The organism is Phyllobacterium sp. 0TCS1.6A (assembly GCF_026420825.1).
Classification (GTDB): Bacteria; Pseudomonadota; Alphaproteobacteria; order Rhizobiales; family Rhizobiaceae; genus Phyllobacterium.
The window spans coordinates 64,195-83,812 of record NZ_JAPMAB010000012.1 but is presented as its reverse complement, the minus strand read 5'-3'; the positions used below and the strand labels follow the sequence as shown (position 1 = coordinate 83,812).

The 19,618-nt window shown below is 59.0% G+C and carries 24 protein-coding genes; 18 read left to right on the top strand and 6 right to left on the bottom strand.

All coding sequences use genetic code 11. From position 1 onward, the window contains the following. Window positions 1-11: 11 nt before the first annotated feature. On the bottom strand, window positions 12-1,106 hold the full coding sequence (locus OSJ75_RS21365; protein ID WP_250019332.1) for an extracellular solute-binding protein: 1,095 nt from the start codon (window positions 1,104-1,106) through the stop codon (window positions 12-14). Window positions 1,107-1,315: 209 nt separating this feature from the next. Here OSJ75_RS21365 and OSJ75_RS21360 point away from each other — a divergent pair, with 209 nt between their 5' ends. Then, entirely contained in the window at window positions 1,316-2,392 is a 1,077-nt protein-coding gene (locus OSJ75_RS21360; RefSeq protein WP_267229432.1) for an NAD/NADP-dependent octopine/nopaline dehydrogenase family protein, read from the top strand. Between the two features lie 42 nt (window positions 2,393-2,434). Here OSJ75_RS21360 and OSJ75_RS21355 read toward each other — a convergent pair whose 3' ends face one another. Further along, complete coding sequence (locus OSJ75_RS21355) at window positions 2,435-2,629, bottom strand: hypothetical protein (protein ID WP_267229431.1); 195 nt, start codon at window positions 2,627-2,629, stop codon at window positions 2,435-2,437. A 237-nt stretch (window positions 2,630-2,866) separates the two neighbouring features. Between OSJ75_RS21355 and OSJ75_RS21350 the strand changes: the two genes are divergently transcribed. From OSJ75_RS21350 to OSJ75_RS21310, 9 genes are all read left to right on the top strand, one after another. Further along, window positions 2,867-3,133, top strand: a complete 267-nt coding sequence (locus OSJ75_RS21350) for a hypothetical protein (protein ID WP_267229430.1) — start codon at window positions 2,867-2,869, stop codon at window positions 3,131-3,133. Window positions 3,134-3,162: 29 nt separating this feature from the next. Then, a complete protein-coding gene (locus OSJ75_RS21345; RefSeq protein WP_250019328.1) occupies window positions 3,163-3,600 on the top strand; it encodes a PPC domain-containing DNA-binding protein in 438 nt (145 codons plus the stop codon). Between the two features lie 88 nt (window positions 3,601-3,688). Next, window positions 3,689-4,021 (top strand): hypothetical protein, encoded by a 333-nt coding sequence (locus tag OSJ75_RS21340; protein WP_267229429.1) that lies wholly within the window; start codon window positions 3,689-3,691, stop codon window positions 4,019-4,021. Window positions 4,022-4,128: 107 nt separating this feature from the next. Beyond that, the gene (locus OSJ75_RS21335) at window positions 4,129-4,686 is read left to right on the top strand and encodes a sigma-70 family RNA polymerase sigma factor (RefSeq protein WP_267229427.1); all 558 of its coding nucleotides are present in this window, start codon (window positions 4,129-4,131) and stop codon (window positions 4,684-4,686) included. Window positions 4,687-4,775: 89 nt separating this feature from the next. Next, window positions 4,776-5,450, top strand: coding sequence for an HAD family hydrolase (locus OSJ75_RS21330; protein WP_267229426.1), 675 nt, complete (start codon window positions 4,776-4,778; stop codon window positions 5,448-5,450). A gap of 415 nt (window positions 5,451-5,865) precedes the next feature. Further along, complete coding sequence (locus tag OSJ75_RS21325) at window positions 5,866-6,018, top strand: hypothetical protein (protein ID WP_267229424.1); 153 nt, start codon at window positions 5,866-5,868, stop codon at window positions 6,016-6,018. 7 nt (window positions 6,019-6,025) lie between these two features. Further along, window positions 6,026-6,235 (top strand): DUF4167 domain-containing protein, encoded by a 210-nt coding sequence (locus tag OSJ75_RS21320; RefSeq protein WP_250019323.1) that lies wholly within the window; start codon window positions 6,026-6,028, stop codon window positions 6,233-6,235. Between the two features lie 64 nt (window positions 6,236-6,299). Further along, window positions 6,300-6,932, top strand: a complete 633-nt coding sequence (trhA, locus tag OSJ75_RS21315; protein WP_267229423.1) for a PAQR family membrane homeostasis protein TrhA — start codon at window positions 6,300-6,302, stop codon at window positions 6,930-6,932. A 474-nt stretch (window positions 6,933-7,406) separates the two neighbouring features. After that, entirely contained in the window at window positions 7,407-7,628 is a 222-nt protein-coding gene (locus OSJ75_RS21310) for a hypothetical protein (RefSeq protein ID WP_250019321.1), read from the top strand. Here the strand turns inward: OSJ75_RS21310 and OSJ75_RS21305 are convergent. Both OSJ75_RS21305 and OSJ75_RS21300 read right to left on the bottom strand, forming a co-directional pair. Beyond that, on the bottom strand, window positions 7,625-9,694 hold the full coding sequence (locus tag OSJ75_RS21305; RefSeq protein WP_267229422.1) for a TRAP transporter permease: 2,070 nt from the start codon (window positions 9,692-9,694) through the stop codon (window positions 7,625-7,627). The two genes, OSJ75_RS21310 and OSJ75_RS21305, sit on opposite strands and share 4 nt — an antisense overlap. A gap of 101 nt (window positions 9,695-9,795) precedes the next feature. Next, window positions 9,796-10,785, bottom strand: a complete 990-nt coding sequence (locus tag OSJ75_RS21300) for a TAXI family TRAP transporter solute-binding subunit (RefSeq protein ID WP_250019319.1) — start codon at window positions 10,783-10,785, stop codon at window positions 9,796-9,798. Between the two features lie 94 nt (window positions 10,786-10,879). Between OSJ75_RS21300 and OSJ75_RS21295 the strand changes: the two genes are divergently transcribed. Further along, the gene (locus OSJ75_RS21295) at window positions 10,880-11,023 is read left to right on the top strand and encodes a DUF1236 domain-containing protein (protein WP_267229467.1); all 144 of its coding nucleotides are present in this window, start codon (window positions 10,880-10,882) and stop codon (window positions 11,021-11,023) included. A 65-nt stretch (window positions 11,024-11,088) separates the two neighbouring features. Here the strand turns inward: OSJ75_RS21295 and OSJ75_RS21290 are convergent, their stop codons facing one another. Next, window positions 11,089-11,871 (bottom strand): SDR family oxidoreductase, encoded by a 783-nt coding sequence (locus OSJ75_RS21290; protein WP_267229421.1) that lies wholly within the window; start codon window positions 11,869-11,871, stop codon window positions 11,089-11,091. Window positions 11,872-12,144: 273 nt separating this feature from the next. Between OSJ75_RS21290 and OSJ75_RS21285 the strand changes: the two genes are divergently transcribed. Next, window positions 12,145-12,297 (top strand): hypothetical protein, encoded by a 153-nt coding sequence (locus OSJ75_RS21285; RefSeq protein ID WP_250019316.1) that lies wholly within the window; start codon window positions 12,145-12,147, stop codon window positions 12,295-12,297. 94 nt (window positions 12,298-12,391) lie between these two features. Here OSJ75_RS21285 and OSJ75_RS21280 read toward each other — a convergent pair whose 3' ends face one another. Next, window positions 12,392-13,723, bottom strand: coding sequence for an MFS transporter (locus OSJ75_RS21280; RefSeq protein ID WP_267229419.1), 1,332 nt, complete (start codon window positions 13,721-13,723; stop codon window positions 12,392-12,394). A gap of 316 nt (window positions 13,724-14,039) precedes the next feature. Between OSJ75_RS21280 and OSJ75_RS21275 the strand changes: the two genes are divergently transcribed. From OSJ75_RS21275 to cyoD, 6 genes are all read left to right on the top strand, one after another. Next, window positions 14,040-14,519 carry a hypothetical protein gene (locus OSJ75_RS21275; protein WP_250019314.1) on the top strand — a complete coding sequence of 160 codons (480 nt, stop codon included), beginning with the start codon at window positions 14,040-14,042 and terminating at the stop codon, window positions 14,517-14,519. Window positions 14,520-14,716: 197 nt separating this feature from the next. After that, window positions 14,717-15,346 carry an SCO family protein gene (locus OSJ75_RS21270; RefSeq protein WP_250019313.1) on the top strand — a complete coding sequence of 210 codons (630 nt, stop codon included), beginning with the start codon at window positions 14,717-14,719 and terminating at the stop codon, window positions 15,344-15,346. A 186-nt stretch (window positions 15,347-15,532) separates the two neighbouring features. Continuing rightward, window positions 15,533-16,552, top strand: coding sequence for a ubiquinol oxidase subunit II (gene cyoA / locus OSJ75_RS21265; protein WP_416362596.1), 1,020 nt, complete (start codon window positions 15,533-15,535; stop codon window positions 16,550-16,552). 38 nt (window positions 16,553-16,590) lie between these two features. After that, on the top strand, window positions 16,591-18,594 hold the full coding sequence (gene cyoB / locus OSJ75_RS21260; RefSeq protein ID WP_250019311.1) for a cytochrome o ubiquinol oxidase subunit I: 2,004 nt from the start codon (window positions 16,591-16,593) through the stop codon (window positions 18,592-18,594). A gap of 1 nt (window position 18,595) precedes the next feature. Further along, window positions 18,596-19,216 (top strand): cytochrome o ubiquinol oxidase subunit III, encoded by a 621-nt coding sequence (gene cyoC, locus OSJ75_RS21255; protein WP_267229417.1) that lies wholly within the window; start codon window positions 18,596-18,598, stop codon window positions 19,214-19,216. Further along, the gene (cyoD, locus tag OSJ75_RS21250) at window positions 19,213-19,614 is read left to right on the top strand and encodes a cytochrome o ubiquinol oxidase subunit IV (RefSeq protein WP_250019309.1); all 402 of its coding nucleotides are present in this window, start codon (window positions 19,213-19,215) and stop codon (window positions 19,612-19,614) included. The genes cyoC and cyoD overlap by 4 nt, the downstream gene beginning before the upstream one ends. The last annotated feature ends 4 nt before the right edge of the window (window positions 19,615-19,618 follow it).

Genomic DNA, 19,618 nt, shown 5'->3' with positions numbered 1-19,618 from the left:
GCCACGGCCGCTCAGGCCGCTTTTATCTCGGCGACGGCACGGTCGATAAGCTCGTTCTTCATGTCGCGATTGACGGAACTGAAGAACTGGATGCGCTGGATCTGCTCTTCGGGCAGCGTCGACGCTGCTCTTTCGCGATCGTTGAGAACCTTATCTACCCCATTGAACGTCGAGGTAAAGCCCGATTGCCGCGTCATCGCCGCACCGATTTCCGGAGATGCGAGAATCGCATCGAGGAAGAGATAGGCGCTGTCCGCATTCGGGGCATTGTTGACGACATTGAAGGAATAGAGGAAGCCGTAGGTCCCTTCCTTCGGTATGGACAGCTCGATCGGATGCCCGTCCATGATCAGCTTCGATGTCGGGCCCGACCACGTCTGCGCAAGATAGATGTCCTCATTGACGAACATCTGCTGCATTTCCGAGCCTGCATCGTAATATTTCCGCACCATGTCCTTGTGCTTGATCAGGAAATCGCGCGCCTCGTTGGTCGCCTGCTGGGCTTCCTCGCGCTTGCCCTCGTAAGTGACGTAGTCGCCGTCCTTGCCAAGATAGCGCATCGTGATCGAGAGAAAGTCGCTGATGATATAGGATGTGTAGGATTTGTATTCCGGATCGAACAGGATGCTCCAGCTATCGGAGGCCTTCGTATATTCGGTGTTTCGGGCCAGTGCCTCGAAACCTGCGAGGAGCGGCACGCCCCAGACCTTGCCATCGATGGTCAGCTGCGGCGCGTCCTTGTAGCTCGGCGCGAGATTGCCCCAGTTTTTCAACCGGCCCGTATCGACCGCTGCGAGGAGATTGGAGTTGATGAACTGGGTCAGCCTGTGACCCGTCACCGTCACGATATCCGTCGAAGGATTGGAGCCTTCCGCGGTCAGCAGATTATATTGCTTGCCCTGGTCGTCCGTCAGGCGGATGCGCACCTCGATACCGGTATCGCTCTGGAACTTGTCGATGAATTCCTGCGGTACGAACTTGTCATAGGTCGTGATGTTCAGAACTTTGCCCTGGGCCCAGGATGCCCGTGGGCGGATAATCATCGGCGCCGCAAGAACACCCATGAGCTTCAGTGCCTGACGGCGGTTTGTCGTCAATCCGTTCATATCTCTCTCACTTCCCCTTTGGCTCGTCGGCCGGGTCGTTGCGGCCAAAAACCCGCTGCCGCGGTGCAACAGGCCAGCCGATCGCCCCTGTGCTTCATCGCTCATTGAACACAACTCCAACATAAAATACAAATGTAAATTCAAGCAGATTCGACAGGTTTCCGGTCATATCCGCTGTCGTTGTCTCAAATGGTTAATCGGGAGAAGTCATGCGCATTGGAATTCTTGGGGCCGGAGCGATCGCCTTCGGATGTGCCGCCTATCTGGCACGGGCGGGTCATACACCGGTCATCTGGTCCCCCTCCGGCACGAAAACGGCCGAACTCGCGGTCGGCAACAAGCTGCGGGCCACATCGGCCATCGAAGGCGAGTTCGAGGTTGGCGCGGCGCGCGATTGCGAGGATGCGGTTGCCACTTCCGATGCCGTGCTCATTGCCCTGCCCGCCTATGGCCACAGGGCGGTGATGGATGCAGCAATCGAACATCTGCGCCCTGGGCAGCCGGTCATCATCAGTTCCCACACATCGTTTGGCGCACTTTATCTGTCAAAGCTTCTGGCTGCCCGCGGGTTGGAATTGCCGATCATCGTCTGGGGCACGACGGTGACTACCGGCAGGCAAAAGAGCCTTACGGAGGTGAACGTAGCCACCGTGCGGGAGAAAGTGGACGTTGCGACCCTGCCTGCCAGCGCGATCGACGCGGGTTGGACGCTGTGCACGCAGCTTTTTGGCGACCGTTTCGTCAAGCGCGACGGCATGCTCGCGATCTCGCTCAGCAATCTCAATCCACAGAACCATCTCGGCATCGCGATGCTCAATCTGACACGAATGGAAAAGGGCGAGGTCTGGGGTCAGGGCGAGCATGTCACACCGGCTGTCGGCCGTCTTATAGAGGCGCTGGACGAGGAGCGGCTGGCGATCGCCGGTAGTTTCGGGCTGAAGGTTCGGACGGTGTACGAGCATTTCTCGCTGTCATTCCACGTGCCCATGGCTTCCGTGTCCGAAATGAACCAGGAAATGCATCGCCAGGGCCGTGGCGGCTTTGGTCCCACGACAATCGAAAGCCGATACATTCTCGAGGATGCGCCGTTCGGCCTTTGGCCGACAGCATTGCTTGGCCGTATCAGCGGGCATCCTGCTTCGCTACATGAGGCGGGGGTGGCCATCTACTCCGCCGCCTACGGGCGAGATCTCAAGGCGGACAATGATCTCTTGCCCGAACTCGGGCTGGAAGGCATCGCACCCGAAGAACTGAAGCGCCTCTGCGAGCAGGGTTTCGCCAAATAGTCCGACATTGCACGGGAGCGGCGAGAGGCGGCTCGCGGCTCCCTAGGCCCTGGTCTGACCGACTTTCATCTTGAGCTGTTCGACGTGCCTGATGAGCTTTTCCTCGAGCTGCTCCCAAAGCTGCCGCGTCGGCTCCGATATCGGCTCGTTCAGTAGGGATTCACGCAGTTCCTTGAACGCCTGATCGAGATTCTCCGCCGTAAGTTCGTCTGCGACGGGCTTTTTATTGCCGCTCATATTTCCTCGCTCAACCCACCAGCCAGCCATGTCCCGCGCAGGGCCGGCAACCTGCCTGCACGCAAATCGTTGACGCGGATATGAGCGCAAGGACCCCGCCGAGGGAGAATACCAATGACGGGAACTCAATTGCAACAGCCGCGCATGGTCAAGAGCGCTCCATCGCCAAATCGTGACCGCGAGGGAACAAGACCGCGATCTGTCGGTTGAAGAACAGGCGGCGGCGAGGGAGGAAACATGAGCACCATTACGGAAGAGGCCGGCACGGGAAGATTGTCCGATGGCGATGGAGAAATCGAAGTCAGCTACCGGATCGAACGTGGCGGCGATGTCATGAAGGCAGATATCGTCGGGACGCTGGTTGCCGTTGATGCGAGCGACCTGCGCAAGCTCGACAATGCGTCGGACGCGTCCTTGACACTTGAGGACGGAACGACCCTGAAGGTCAGCCTTGTCGGTACCGGCGTGAGCGGGCCGATGAAATTCATCTGTCATCCGAGTTGAAATCACATTCAGTCGAAGGATCAAAAACGATGAAGCACAAGACCTTGGCGGAAAATGATGGAGCACGTTCGCTCGCCCTGATACTCGACGCGGGCGAAGAAGCATTCGAGGCGATCAGCCGTTTTGCGAGGGAGCAGAATATTCAGAGTGCATCGCTGAGCGCCATCGGCGCCTTCGAATATGCAACGGTCGGATGGTTCGATCTGGAGACGAAACACTATCACGAAATTCCCGTGCGCCAGCAATGCGAGGTACTTAGCGCAATCGGAGACATCGCGCTGGACGATACCGGCAAGCCGGCACTTCACATCCATGCCGTGCTTGGACTGTCGGACGGCACGACGCGAGGCGGGCATTTCCTCGACGGTCTCGTTCGCCCGACCCTCGAGGTCACGGTACATGAGACGCCGGCAACGCTGCGGCGCAAGCGCAATGCAGAGTTCGGCATCTCCCTCATCGATATTTAACGCCCCGGCGCGGCTTGTTGCAGGGCGAGAATCACCGCAGGTTGCCCGAACCGGCGCAGTTGCGCTCCATTTCGGCTGAGGTCACGGCATGACTCTGGTGGGATCGGTGCTGCTCGCCGCATCGACTTTTGTGTTTCTGCTAGCGGCGAGTTTCGCCAAGAGCTGGGCCGTGGCACCCGGCAACTGGAAGCTGGTCGCAACCCTCATTCTTTATTCGGTCGGCAATCTCGTCATGCTGCGGCTGGTGCGGGAGTTCGGCATGAGCATCGCATTCAGCCTCTCCGCCGTCATTCAGCTCATAGCGATCAATATCATCGCGGTCGGCTTCTATGGCGAACGATTGAGCCTCCTGCAAATGTCGGGCGTGATGCTGGCGATCATTGCCGTTCTGCTGATCACTTTCGCCCCCTCCGCCCGCTGAAAGACTGTACGGTTTTGACCCTTCTTGGCGGCAACTGAAAAAGTCCTTCGCACTCGGAACCCAAACTAGCCTCAACCATTTCCCTTGCTTCGGAAGGGAGTTAATCGATGGCTTTTCGAGAGCAGGCACCGGAGACGGGTTCCGAGGGGCTTAGCGTCAGGGAAGAGATCGTGCAGGCGATCCCTGCCTTGCGATTATTCGCTCGGAGCTTTCACAAGGAAGCGGACAGAGCTGACGATCTTGTACAGGAAACGCTGATGAAGGCTTATGCCTCGCTTCATCAATTCACGCCGGGAACGAAACTGAAATCCTGGCTCTTCACCATAATGCGCAATGCCCACAATACCAACTACAAGCGCCGCGTGCGCGAGGCCACGGGGTTTGAAGGAGATGTTGGCGATCAGGCAATACCGGTCGCTCCGACGCAGGAATGGACCTTGCGCGGGCACGAGCTCCAGGACGCGCTCCACCGCCTGGCGCCCGAATTCCGCGAGGCCCTGATGCTGGTCTGCGTCATGGGCTCCTCCTATGAGGAAGCGGCGGAAGCCATGGGCTGCCCATTGGGTACGATTCGCAGCCGGGTGAACCGCGGGAGACAATATCTTCTGGAACAGCTCCAGGAGCAGAGCCGCGATACCGCCATCGAAAAAGACACCGTCACCTGACCAGAGCGTCCACTATGGCCGGAAGCCTTGTCCTCGCTTTCCGACTGTGGTCACATGCCAGGGTCCATGATCGCAGCAGGAGCAATTCGATGCGCATCCAGCCCGTATTCCTATTCGATCTCGACGGCACATTGGTCGACAGCGTCTACCAGCACGTGCTTGCCTGGAAGGAAGCCCTCGACAGCGAGGGCATCGACCTTTCGGTCTGGCGCATCCACCGCAAGATCGGCATGAGCGGCGGACTGTTCACCAATCAGTTGCTGCGCGAGACGGGCATGGAATTCAGCGCCGAGCGCGTCGAACGGCTGCGACAGGCGCATGCCGCCGCCTATCAGCGCCAGTCCAGCAATATCCGCCCCCTGCCCGGCGCATCGGAACTGCTCGATTGGCTATCCGCGGCAGGCATTCCCTGGGCGATCGCCACGAGCGGACGCATGGAGACCGCGGCGGTCAATCTTGCCGCACTCGGCGTGGATCCGCAGAAGTCCCCGGTCGTCACACGCGACATGGTCAAATATGCCAAGCCCGATCCCGACCTGTTTCTCGCGGCTGCCGCGCGTCTCGACGCGCCGATCGACACTGCAGTCGTCGTCGGCGACAGTATCTGGGACATGCTGGCCGCGGTGCGATGCCGTGCGCTCGGCGTCGGGTTGCTCAGCGGCGGCTATGGTCCGGAGGAATTGCGCGAATCCGGTGCATTCCGGGTCTATGACGATCCGGCGGATCTGCTCGAGCATATCGATGAAGTCGGCGGACGTACCTAGTGACCTTATGCTTCTAGTGTGGTTTTCGGAATTGAAATACGCTCCGGCCCCTGCCGCCATAGTCAGGCGTATTTCAATTCCACCACACTAGCTCGACGCTGCTCGACCGGGCAAAAACATTATTCCGCTGCCTGGCTTGCAAGTAGCCATCAACAGCCCTATCTATGAGAAGCCGATGCACATTCCGGCACCCCGTAGATCGGGAATTCTTCCGTCATTTGCTCCGATTGCGCGTTTTGCGCCAGAGCATGACTCAGAACTCACTTTCCACAAAGAAGAAACAATGCACGGATCAACGTGCCAAGGGACCAACATGTACAATACATATAATGAAAACAACCGGCAGATTTCTGCCAAGGACACATGGCGCGCGGCGCCGGCTCATTTGAAGACTTCACATCCGAGGCCCTCGAATTTGCAGCCCACGAATCTGAAGCCCAAGAACCTGAAGCCCAAGAACCTGAAGCCCAAGAACCTGAAGAATGCCGTGCAGGTCGGACGATCAACTGACAAGCCATTGTTCACGCGTGAGGAAATGCGCGAGATCGTCGCGCAGCAGATCGATTGAGAACCAGATGAAAAACAGACAGACCAGAACCCCGAGACAATCGGATAACCGCTCCAACGACGACAATGCCAGAAGGAACTATGAGAAGTACCTGGCCCAGGCAGAACAGCAGGTCGTCGCTGGAAACCATTCGGAAGCCGAGAACCTTTATCAGCACGCCGAGCATTATTTTCGGCGCATGAACAGGTCATCGGCAAATAACGACACTGCGGGTTGAACCGCAGAGCCGACACGGACATTATACCGGATAGCCCATTGCGGGTAATGCAGGAGACTACGGCTTGAACTCACCAGGGGCTCCCACAGCGGCCATCCGCCAATATTCGGTCGCCGAATATCGGGCGGATTGCGTGCTGCATATCGTCGGGGTCCTCCTGGGTTTGACAGGCGCTGTGGTGCTCCTCTCGGGGTCGAACCAGCTGGGCCCAGCACCGGCGATCATTTATGCTGTGACGCTGCTGCTGTCGCTGGGTATCTCGGCCGCCTACAACATGTGGCCGGCCACGCCGATCAAGATGCAATTGCGGCGCTGGGATCATTCGGCGATCTACCTGCTGATTGCCGGCACCTATACGCCGTTCTTTGCGCAGTGCCAGCTGTGGACCTTGATGGCGGCCGTCTGGGCAAGTGCGCTAGTCGGCGTCGTGCTGAAACTGATCAGGCCCGACAATATGGTGGCATTGTCGATCGTGTTCTACCTCGCTCTCGGCTGGAGCGGCGTCCTTGCCTATCCGGTATTGGCCGAGCGGCTGGCGCCGGAGGTATTATGGTTGATCGTCGCCGGCGGCCTGGTCTATTCCGCGGGTGTGATCTTTCACGTCTTCGAGCGCATCCCCTTCAATACGGCAATCTGGCACGGCTTCGTCGTTCTCGCAGCGACGATCCATTTCATAGCCGTCTACAACGTCTCCTGAAGGGCTACTCGCCTCCAAGCTGCCGTCTTGCGCCTGAGTGCGCGAAAAAACGCCCGATTTGCAATTAATCTTGAAGCATTATTGAAGTTGTTTTTTGAGGGTTTCCCCTCAATTCCATTCGACATTCATAGTGAGTTGGCTTTATCTTTGTACGCTATCGACCGAGTTGCGGCATGATCTTTGGGGGGAGCCATGATCCACAGTTTGCTTGCGCTTGCCACGACAGGGTTTTCACCTGCCGTCGCGTTCGCTGCCACACCGGCGCGGCATGAACCTCGCCCTTGCCTGCCGTTGCCGCTCGAGTGACGATCGTGTCCCCAACCGGACATGCGCCAGCGACCTTGTTATCTGTTGCCCGTTCCCTACCCGCTACCGCCAGCCAGACAAGAGCGCTCTGGCCGTTGTCGATCCTGACCCTCCGGTTGTTCCACGGGCTTGCGCGCGATTGAACATACCCTGACCGAAAGAGAGAACATGATGATTCCAATCTCTCCACCGCAAAGCTACCTGGACGAGACCGCCCGGCTGAAGGGCTGCAAACTGGCGCTCGAAGCTCGTTTCATCGTTCTCTTTGGCGACGCCTGTATCGTCGGTTGGGAGAAAGGCGAGGTCTTGAAGGCCATCGCCGAACTTGCAGCCGATCTGACCCGCGCGCTGGAACTGGACAAGGTCAAACGCCAGCGGGCCTCACATTAGACCGAAACACCGCCCGCCAAGGTACCTGCCCTCATCGCCTTCAATTGGCGTACCAGCACCGGCACAACCAGAATCACCCCGGCAAGCGACGAATAGAACTCCGGCACGACGAGCAATATTGCCCCGACCACCAGCAGCACCTGTTCCCATACACGCGTGCGCACCAGCATATATCCCGACAGCGCCGCGCCAAGGAACGTGATTCCAAGCACACAGCCTATGAAAGCGGTCAAGAAGGCGCTCCATGTGAAATTTTGGGTGACGAGCAGCAATGATGGCGAGAAGACGAAGACGAACGGCACCAGAACCTTGCCGAGGCCAAGCCGGAACGCGGTATTGCCCGTCTTGAACGGATCGGCTCCCGCCATGCCGGCGGCAGCATAGGCGGCGAGCGCGACAGGCGGGGTGATATCGGCGAGAACACCGTAATAGAACACGAAGAAATGGGCCACGATCGGCTCGACACCGAGCAGTCCAAGCGCTGGCGCGGCGATAGTGGCCATGATGATGTAGTTCGCTGTCGTCGGGATGCCGCAGCCCATCAGAATGCAGACGATGCCCGTCATGATCAGCGTGAAAAGCAAGGTCAGCGTCTGCGGAGCAAACAGCATGCTTGGCAATATCGAGCCGAACCAGGTCGCCATCTCGGCGGCAGTCGATGTCACGATGAAGGAGATCTTGAACCCGACGCCGGTCAATGTCACCACGCCGACGACAATGCCGACGGTGGCGGCGGCAGCGCCGACCGCCAGAGCGTATTTGGCGCCATCGCGCAGCGAATCGAACACTTCCATGATCGTCATGCGCTTGCGTGGATTGAACAATCCCACGAGCACGCAAAGGGTGATGCCCCAGAACGCAGCGAGGTATGGCGTGTAGCCGGCCAGCAATATTCCCACGAGGACGATGAGCGGAATGACCGTCGGCCAATCGCGCTTGAAGGCTTCCTTGAGGTCCGGCATCTCCTCGGGCGTCATTCCACGCAGGCCGGAACGCTTGGCTTCGAAATGAACCTGCACCAGAACGCCGAAGAAATGCATGAATGCGGGGACGATGGCGGCCAGTATGATCGTCGTATAGGGCAGATCGAGGAACTCGATCATCAGGAAGGCAGCCGCGCCCATGATGGGTGGCGTGATCTGGCCGCCGGTCGACGAGGCCGATTCTACGGCCGCCGCGAAATGGCGCTTGTAGCCGAGCCGGATCATGGCCGGAATGGTCAGCGAGCCGACAGTGACCGTATTGGCGACGGACGAACCGGATATCATGCCGAACAGCGCCGAGCCGAAGATCGACACCTTGGCCGGACCACCGGCATAGCGCCCGGCTACCCAGGCGGCGCAATCGAGGAACAATTGCCCGAGGCCAATCCGTGTCGCGAACACGCCGAAAAGCACGAAATGGAAGACATAGGTCGCGACGACGCCGAGGGCGATGCCATATATGCCCTGGGTGGTAAGATAAAGATGATCGATGAGCTGCGAAACCGTTGCGCCCGGATGAACGAGGATGCCGGGCATCGACTGCCCGAAAATACCATAGGCCATGAAAAGGATGGCAATGATTGGCAGGGGCCAGCCCACCGAGCGCCGCGTCGCCTCCAGGAGCACAATGACGAGGATGCTTCCAAGGACGACATCCGTCTGTGTCGGGTTGCCAACGCGGAAGGCCAGTTCGTCCAGAGGTATGAGCGGAACATGGAGAACCGCAACGACGGCGCCCAGCGCGAGCAGCCAGTCGAGGATGGATATGCCGAACGGTCTCAGCAGCGAGGCCGTAGCGGGCTGGTCATAGCCCTTGCGCGAGAACGGAAAGACCAGGAATACCAGACCGAGGACGAATGACAGATGGATCCCGCGATGAACCATCTCCGACAGCAGGCCGAAGCCTGCGGTGTAGTAGTGGAATATCGAGAGCGTGACCAGCAATGCCCCGACGACCCAGCCGATCTTTGGCGAAAGCGGGCGGAACCGTATCTCCGAATCGAATTTCTCCTCAAGCTCGCGCGCTTTCGCTTCATCGAGTTCCATCGGGGATATGGGTTTGTCGGTCGATGAGTCGCTCATCAGAACTCCATTCTTTCAAATACCAATCCAGCCAGATGCCAATCCAGCAGGAAACGCGGCCAAAGGGCCGCGTTTCACAATGGCGACGGCAGCTGCCGCTGCTATTTCAGAACACCGGCTTCCTTGTAGAAGCGCTCGGCCCCGGGATGGAGCGGAATGCCCAATCCGGTGGTCGCGTTTTTCAGGGTGATCAACTTGCCCTTGGCGTGACCGGCATCCAGCGCAGCGCGCGTGGCGTCGTTCCACATCACCTTGGTGATGTTGTAGACCAGCTCCTCCGGCTGCTTCGCGCTCGTAACCCATTGGGCCGCCACGGAAATGGTCGGCGTTTCCGCAACCCCCTGGTAGGTGTCGGCCGGCACGACGTCCTTGGCGAAGAAGCTGTAATCCTTGAGCAGCTTCTCGGCTTCCGGACCGGTGATGGGCACCAGCGAAATGCCGCTGGAGGTGGCAAGTTCCGAAATGGCGCCGGTGGGATAACCGCCCACGAAGAAATAGGCGTCGAGCGCGCCGTCGCGCAGGCGCTCGCCTGCCGGTCCCGGCTTCAGATGCTCGGCCTGAACGTCGTCTTCCGTCAAGCCATAGGCGGCGAGGACGATCTTCGCATCCACGATCGTGCCCGAACCAGGCTCGTCGAGCGAAACGCGCTTGCCCTTCAAATCGGCGACGGACTTGATGTTGGCACCCTTGCGCGCCACCAGATGAATCGTTTCCGGATAGAGCGTTGCGATCAGGCGAAGATCGTCGACCTTGCCCTTGCCCTCGTAGAGACCCGTGCCGCTATGGGCCCAATAGGCCACATCCGACTGCGTCATGCCGGATTCAAGGCTGCCGCCCTTGATCGCATTGATGTTCGCAACGGAGCCGTTGGAAGACACGGCCGTGGCAACCAATCCCGGCACGCCCTTGTCGCCGGAGCCTGAGATCGCGTTGGCGATAAGCCCGCCTATCGGGTAGTAGGTTCCGGCCGTTCCACCAGTGCCGATGCGGAAGAATGCCGGCGTCTGTGCGATCGCCAGCGATGCGCCAATCGCCATCGAACCGATTATGGCGGCAACGGCCAGCGGCCGGAACTTCAGCTTGAACTTCATTTCAGTCCCCTTTGATCTTGCGTCAAGCGACGGAGGATCATGATCGGCGGGAGGAAAGTCAACTCCAGTTGCAGAACTTGCACGTGGAAATTGTATTGCCGTTGGCTCGACCTTGCCCGAGACGGCCGAGTTGCACACGCTTGACGTACCGGAAGTCAATGATCGCTACGTCATTGTCGATGGCCAGACAGTGCTTGGTGAGCCGGCGACGCGCAAGATCGCGAGAATCATCAAGTAATCGAGAAATGACCGCGGCGGTCGGATGCCGCCGCGGTCAGGGACATTTTCCACTGCCGGGAAGTATCATCCCATGGTGGAATTGTAGGCACCGCCGTCGAGCAGGATGTTCTGGCCGACGATGAAGCCTGAATATTGGCTGCAGAGGAAGGCTGCCGCCGCCCCGAATTCTTCCGATGTACCGTAGCGGCCCGCAGGATTCTTCCGATAGGCTTCCGCACGGGCCTCCTCGACGGAAATATTCTGCGTTGCGGCGGCTTTCTCCAGAAAGCCCTTGGTCCTGTCAGTATCATGCGAGCCCGGCAGGAGATTGTTGATGATCACGCCATGCCTGGCTACCTGGCGTGCCGTTCCCGCGACGAAACCAGTCAGGCCCGCCCGGGCGGAGTTCGACAGGCCAAGTTGCGCTATCGGCGCCTTGACCGAACTGGAGGTGATGTTGACCACCCTGCCCCATTTCCGCGCAATCATGCCCGGCAGGATGGCGTTCATCAGGAAGATCGGCGTCAACATGTTGTTGTTCAGCGCCGACGTCCATTCCGCCTCGCCCCAGTCCGACCACGCGCCGGGCGGCGGTCCACCCGCATTGTTGATGAGAATATCGGGCTCAGGCTCGGCCTTCAGCAGCGCCAGCCGCCCCGCCTCGGTGGTGACGTCTTCGGCGACGATCTGCACCTTGACATTGTACTTCCGTGCGATCTCGTCGGCCGTCGCCCGCAATGTCGATTCAGTTCGTGCGTTCAGCGTCAGATCGACGCCGGCCTCCGCGAGCTTTTCCGCGACGCCGCGCCCAAGTCCCTTCGAACTGGCGCATACGATCGCCCGCCGGCCCCTGATGCCAAGATCCATATGTTTTCTCCATTGTCTTTCGCGCACGATCATAATTGCAGGCGGGGCACATGCAAGGCTTGCCTCAGGGAGATATTGTCCATGCCGGAGGCCGATTGACGGTCCTGCGCACCAATTCGGGCGCCTCCGGCGGCAGAATTTCACGTTATCCCAAGCGAATTTGGTAAAGAATGCCTGTTTTTTGGCTCTGCCGTTCGATTAAGCTCTTGTCACAAATGTTTTATGCGTCAATGATACCGACCATACGAATTTGTTGGGCGGAACGGAGTCGTGATGAGTGATTTTTCGGGTTATGATGATATCGAAGAGGACGACGATGCTGCGTGGTCCTGCGCGTCATGCCCGATACGCTACCTCTCGGCACTTGGTATCGTGGTAGCCATGGCTATCCTTGTCACCGGCCTTTGCGGCGGTATCTCCATCTAGATCAAGCCATTTGAATTGACGGTATCGCCGCGGCGACGGTGGACAGAAGCCCACCGGAAAACGGTCGCGCATTTTTGCTGCGACCCCGCTTGCGTCAGTCGTGCGTTTCCAGAGCCTTGCTCAGGCTGATGGCGGCCAGCGTGCACAGCGCGCCGGAGAGCAGGTAGTAGCCGCTGAACGCAATCCCGAACCGGCTGGAGAGGAACAGCGCCACCAAGGGCGCGAATCCAGCTCCGACAAGCCATGACAGATCGGACGTGAACGCCGCCCCCGTATAGCGATAGCCGCGGCCGAAACGCGACGATACCGCGCCGGAGGCCTGGCCGAACGACAGGCCCAGAATACCAAAGCCGATGATGACGAAGGCGTCCTGCCCCGCTGTTCCGGCCTCGAGAAGATAGGGGCCGACGAAACTGAATATCGCGATGATCGCGCCGCCGATGGCAAGTTGGTTGCGCCGGCCGATCCGATCCGCAAGCAGGCCGGAGGATACGATGCCGACAACCCCGAGCGCCGCGCCGGCAATCTGCACGGTCAGGAACTCGCCCGTCGATTGCTGGCTGAACAGCGTCACCCAGCTCAACGGGAATATCGTCACGATATGGAACATGGCGAAACTCGCCAAGGGAACGAAGGCGCCAAGGATGATATCGCGGCCATGGATGCGCAGCACCTGCAGCACCGGCGCTGCCTTCAGTTCCTCGCGCTCCAGCAGATTGCCGAACTCCTTCGTCGTCACCAGCCGCAAGCGCGCGAAAAGCGCTACGACATTGATGGCGAAGGCAACGAAAAACGGGTAGCGCCAGCCCCAGCTGAGAAAGTCCTGGTCCGACAGATTGCCGACGAAGAACGCGAAAAGGCCGCTTGCCAGCGCAAAGCCGATCGGCGCGCCAAGCTGCGGTATCATCGCGTACCAGCCACGTCGCTGCTGCGGTGCGTTGAGGGCAAGCAGGGAGGCAAGCCCATCCCAGGCCCCGCCAAGTGCAAAGCCCTGTCCCAGGCGGAAAAGCGCGAGAAGATAGATCGCCCAGACTCCGATACTGTCATAGCTCGGGAGAAAGCTGATCGAGGCAGTCGAGCCGCCGAGGAGAAAGAGCGCAATGGTAAGCTTGGTGCCACGGCCATACCAGCGGTCGACCGTCATGAAGACCAGAGAACCGACCGGCCGTGCGAGGAAGGCCAGCGAGAACACCATGAAGGAATAGAGCGTGGCCGTCAGCCTGTCCGGTTCGAACGGGAAGAACAGCCGTGGAAAAACGAGTACCGAAGCCAGGCCGTAGACGAAGAAGTCGAAGAACTCCGACGCTCTCCCGATTACCACGCCGATGGCGATACTGCCCGGTGAAACGGGCTTGTCGTCATGGATCTGACGCGCGTCCCGCTCCATTGTCGATGATGATGGCCCATAATGGACGGTACTGGACATGGCATTTCCTCAAATCGGCCACTGCGCCGCACCGCATTGTTTCGCAAAGCGGCTCTGCTGGCAAGGAAAGACAATAGCCGTCGGCGCCCGTATACTCAACCATCGCGCTCTGATCTCCAGAACTTCCGCGCGGCCAAATGTAGCGGCTCCTGCCCTGCCATTCTGCCGCACCAGCCCCAGATCGGCAACGGCCGCGATTGGGCGTTGCCACCGACTTTATCCCGCAAAATCGGCAACTTAGGAGAATCTCTGAAAATTTCGCCTGAAGCTCCGCTTGCGCCTTTACGCCACGGTTCATCGCTGCTAGACAGAAAACTTGAGTATTACAGGCATATTTTGTCGCATTGAGCATGATCGAAATGGGCGCTATCAGCAGCGTGGTCGATGCAAGGAGAATAGCGTGACGTTCGAGTGGATAAACCGGTTGCAATTGGCGGTGCGCATCATTTGCGCAGTCGGCCTGTTGACCATCGGTTTCGCCCACGGAAAGCCGGCGCAGGCCCGCGAAGGGCTCTCTCCCGAGGAACTGGCACTCTACGCCTTGCCGGACGGCAGCGTACCGGTGATCTGCACGACGGATGATCCTTCGGACTGGCAGGCCGAAGCGCATTTCAAGCGCAAATGCGAAGCTTGCCGGATAAGCAGTGGCATGCTGCCGCCCGAACCTGTTTCAGTCTGGAAGCCCCGGGGCATTTTCGGGCCGGCAGAATTGACTACGTGGCCAACCGCTACGATAATGCCCTGGCCGTTGTCACCCAATACGGGGCCACGCGCACCGCCTGCATTGAATTCATAGACTTGGGATTAGTGCTGGACAGCACGGCTGTTCAGATCGGTTCTCGGCGGAAGTACAATTCTCCTGTTGTCTTCCCGTTTATGGAGGCATGTTCGCATGCGTAACATTGGCGTCATTCGTCTTGGTTTGAATTCAACGATCGCTCGTTCCCTCATTGCAGCTGCGGCGAAACGCAGCCGTGAAGCGGAGGCGCTGTCATGAAGCGCAGTTCCGCAACGGTCCTCTTCTCCTTTGCCTTTCTCGGCCTGTGCCTGCTCTCTGCTCCATTGTTGAGCCGGTGGCTGCCGGGCGAAACCAGCGGCCCTTTCAACGCGGCCTTCACGCTTGTCGACGACACGGGCGCCAAGGTGGACAAATCCGTCTTTCACGGCCGGCCGATGCTCGCCTATTTCGGCTATACGCGCTGCCCCGAGGTCTGCCCCACAACGCTGTTCGAACTATCCGCCTGGCTTCAGCAGCTCGGGCCGGAGGGCAAGGACCTGAAAACGTACTTCTTCTCGGTCGATCCGGAACGAGACACGCAGGAGGTGCTGCATGGCTATGTGACAGCGTTCTCGGATCGCATCAGAGGCGTTACCGGCGATCCGGCCGAAATGCGCAAGGTCATCGATGGCTGGCGGGTCTATGCCAGGAAGGAACCGGCCGAGGACGGCGATTATCATATGAGCCATACCATGGCGCTGCTCATGATCGGCGCCGATGGGCGGTTGAAGGGACTAATTCCTTATGGAACGAGCGCGGAGGAAGCCATTTCGAAGATAAGGACAGTGCTTTTGAAGGAACCGCAGCAATATGCCGCTGCGGATCAGCGGACAAATATCCGCTGATGCCCTCATAATGGCCACATAGGCGGTGATGAACCGCTATCCCGGGAGGCGAATATTCATCCTGCAGGATTTCGTGGTTAGAGCGAAATCTGCGTTAAACAGGAAGCCACGGACGTGCAATATCCAGTGAAACTAATCCGTCTTCTGATCCTATTGTTGCCGGCGCTGTATCTCAGCGGGTGCAATATGGTCGTCATGTCGCCTTCCGGCGACATAGCCACGCAGCAGCGCGATCTCATCGTCATCTCGACGATATTGATGCTTATCATCATCATCCCGGTGATCTTGCTGACATTGTTCTTCGCCTGGCACTATCGCCGCTCGAACACGACTGCGAAATATGATCCCGACTGGCACCACTCACTGCGGCTCGAAGTCGTGATCTGGTCCGCGCCGCTCGCGATCATCATAGCGTTGGGCGCGGTCACCTGGATAAGCACGCACAAGCTCGACCCATATCGGCCGCTCGACAGGCTCGATGCGGCAAGGCCGGTGCCGGCCGATGTGAAGCCTATCACCGTGCAGGTAGTGGCGCTCGACTGGAAATGGCTCTTCTTCTATCCCGACCAGGGCATTGCCACGGTCAACGAGCTCGCGGCTCCCGTGGATGTGCCGATCAATTTCCGCATCACCTCCTCGTCCGTCATGAACTCGTTCTACATTCCAGCGCTTGCCGGGCAGATTTACGCCATGCCCGGAATGGAGACCAAGCTGCACGCCGTCATCAACAAGCCGGGCGAATATGACGGGTTCTCCGCCAATTACAGCGGCGACGGCTTCTCCCACATGCGTTTCAAGTTCCATGGCCTGTCGAAGGAGGATTTCGACCAATGGCTGGCCAATGCCAAGTCGCGCGGCACGGCGCTCAACCGCGACGCCTATCTGAAACTGGAAAAACCGAGCGAAAAGGAACCGGTGCGCTATTTCGCTTCGACGGATCCCGGCCTCTATGAGGCGATCCTGAACATGTGCGCCGCACCGGGCAAGATGTGCATGAACGAGATGATGCATATCGACATGATGGGCGGCGGCGGCAAGGAAAGCGCCGAGAATCGCGCACGGCTCGAATATGACAACCGCCATGCCAAGGATGGGGGAACGGCTGCGACCTTCCCTGCCAGCGGGACGGCGCCGCGGGACGAGGAAAAGCCGACGGACAGCCAGCCTCACGATGGGTCCCATGTCCCCAACCAGTTGCACAATTGACCTGACGCTCGCGTCGACAAAAAAGAACGGTTTATGCCATGTCTTTCGATTCTGATCTTCTGAGGTTCGTCTTCGGGCGCTTGACCCTCGAGGCCATTCCCTATCACGAGCCAATCCTGGTCGCGACCTTCATCGCCGTTGCGCTTGGCGGCGCGGCTCTGTTTGCACTGATCACCTATTACAAGAAGTGGGGCTATCTCTGGCACGAATGGCTGACCAGCGTCGATCACAAGAAGATCGGCATCATGTACATCATCCTGGCGCTGATCATGCTTCTGCGCGGCTTTTCGGATGCGGTCATGATGCGCATTCAACAGGCCATCGCCTTCAATGGCGCTGAAGGTTACCTGCCGCCGCACCATTACGACCAGGTGTTCACGGCGCATGGCGTGATTATGATCTTCTTCATGGCCATGCCGTTCGTCACGGGCCTGATGAACCTCGTCGTGCCGCTGCAGATCGGCGCGCGCGACGTTTCGTTCCCGTTCCTCAACAATTTCAGCTTCTGGATGACAGCGGCCGGCGCGGTCATCATCATGATCTCATTGTTCGTCGGCGAGTTCGCACGCACCGGCTGGCTTGCCTATCCACCGCTCTCGGGGGCCGACTACAGTGCCGGGGTCGGCGTGGATTACTACATATGGGGCTTGCAGGTGGCCGGCGTCGGCACCACCCTCTCCGGCATCAATCTGATCGCCACCATCCTGAAGATGCGCGCGCCGGGCATGACCATGATGAAGATGCCGGTATTCACCTGGACGTCGCTCTGCACCAACGTCCTGATCGTGGCGTCCTTTCCGGTACTCACCGCAACGCTGGCGCTGCTCTCGCTCGACCGCTATGTCGGCACGAACTTCTTCACCAACGATCTCGGCGGCAACCCGATGATGTATGTGAACCTCATCTGGATCTGGGGCCATCCGGAGGTCTATATCCTCATCCTCCCCGCCTTCGGCATCTTCTCGGAAGTCGTCGCGACCTTCTGCGGCAAGCGGCTCTTCGGCTACGCCTCCATGGTCTACGCCACCGTGGTCATCACGATCCTGTCCTATATCGTCTGGCTGCACCATTTCTTCACGATGGGCTCGGGCGCCAGCGTGAACTCGTTCTTCGGCATCACCACGATGATCATATCGATTCCGACCGGCGCCAAGATGTTCAACTGGCTCTTCACCATGTATCGCGGCCGCATCCGCTTCGAAGTGCCCATGCTGTGGACGATCGGCTTCATGGTCACCTTCGTGATCGGCGGCATGACCGGCGTCCTGCTCGCAGTTCCACCGGCGGATTTCGTGCTGCATAACAGCCTCTTCCTCATCGCCCATTTTCACAATGTCATCATTGGCGGCGTCGTGTTCGGGCTCATGGCCGGCGTCGTCTACTGGTTCCCGAAGGCATTCGGCTTCAAGCTAGATCCGTTCTGGGGCAAGATGTCGTTCTGGTTCTGGCTGACCGGCTTCTATTTCGCCTTCATGCCGCTCTATGTCCTGGGGCTGATGGGCGTCACGCGGCGCGTGAGCCAGTTCGAGGACCCCTCGCTGCAGATCTGGTTCGTCATCGCCGCCTTTGGCGCACTCCTGATCGGCATCGGCATCCTGTCCTTCCTCATCCAGCTGTTCGTCAGCTTCCGCCGCCGCAACGAGTTGCTCGATCTCACCGGCGATCCATGGGATGGGCGGACGCTGGAATGGGCGACTTCCTCGCCGCCGCCGGATTACAATTTCGCCTTCACGCCGGTAGTGCATGACCATGATTCCTGGTGGGACATGAAGAAGCGCGGCTATGAACGCCCGACGGAAGGATTCCTGCCCATCCACATGCCGAAGAATACCGGCGCCGGCATCATCCTCGGCGGGATCAGCGTCGTGCTGGCCTTCGCCATCATCTGGTATATCTGGTGGCTGGCGGCGGTATCGTTCATCGCGATGCTCGCGGTGGCGATCGGCCATACCTTCAACTACAAGCGCGACTTCTACATTCCCGTCGAAGAAGTGATCGAGACAGAGAACAAGCGCACGACGCTGCTTGCCGGGCAGGTGTGACATGAGCGATACCAACGTCCAGGAAATGGAAAAGCCGGAATTCTATCTGCGGGAGGAGCACCATCCCGAAGAAAGCACGATGATCGGCTTCTGGCTCTATCTGATGAGCGATTGCCTCATCTTCGCCGTGCTCTTCGCCACCCATGCGGTGCTCGGGCGGAACTATGCGGCAGGCCCCTCGCCGGCCGACCTGTTCGATCTTCAGCTCGTCGCCATCAACACGGCGATGCTTCTCTTCTCCTCGATCACCTATGGCTTTGCCATGCTGGAAATGGAGCGGGGACGCCAGAAATCGACGCTTGTCTGGCTGGCGATAACGGGCGTTTTCGGCGCGATCTTCATCGGCCTCGAACTTTATGAGTTCATCCACCTGATCCATGAGGGCGCGGGACCGTCGCGCAGTGCATTCCTCTCGTCGTTCTTCACGCTCGTCGGAACGCACGGCCTGCATGTCACCTTCGGCCTTGTCTGGCTGGCAACACTCATGGTGCAGGTTTCGATACACGGCCTCATTCCCGCAAACCGCCGCCGCCTCATGTGCCTTTCCATGTTCTGGCATTTCCTCGACGTCGTCTGGATCGGCGTCTTTTCCTTCGTCTACCTGATGGGAGTCCTCGGATGAGCCAGCAACCAAAGTCACACGAAAGCGCCTCTGACACCCATCATGGCCACAGCCTCGGCCATGAGGCCGGGCACGGCAGCTTCAAGGGCTATATCACCGGCTTCGTGCTGTCCGTCATCCTGACGGCAGTGCCATTCTGGCTGGTCATGGGCAATGTCTTCGACAATCCCACGCTGACCGCCTTCTTCATCATGGCCTTCGCCGTAGTCCAGATCGTCGTTCACATGATCTATTTCCTTCACATGAACATGGAGTCGGAGGGCGGCTGGACCATGATGGCGCTGATCTTCACCATCGTCATCGTCGCCATTGCGCTGTCGGGTTCGCTCTGGGTCATGCACCATCTCAACTCCAACATGATGCCGATGAGCCCGGAGATGATGAGAAACATGCCATGACACA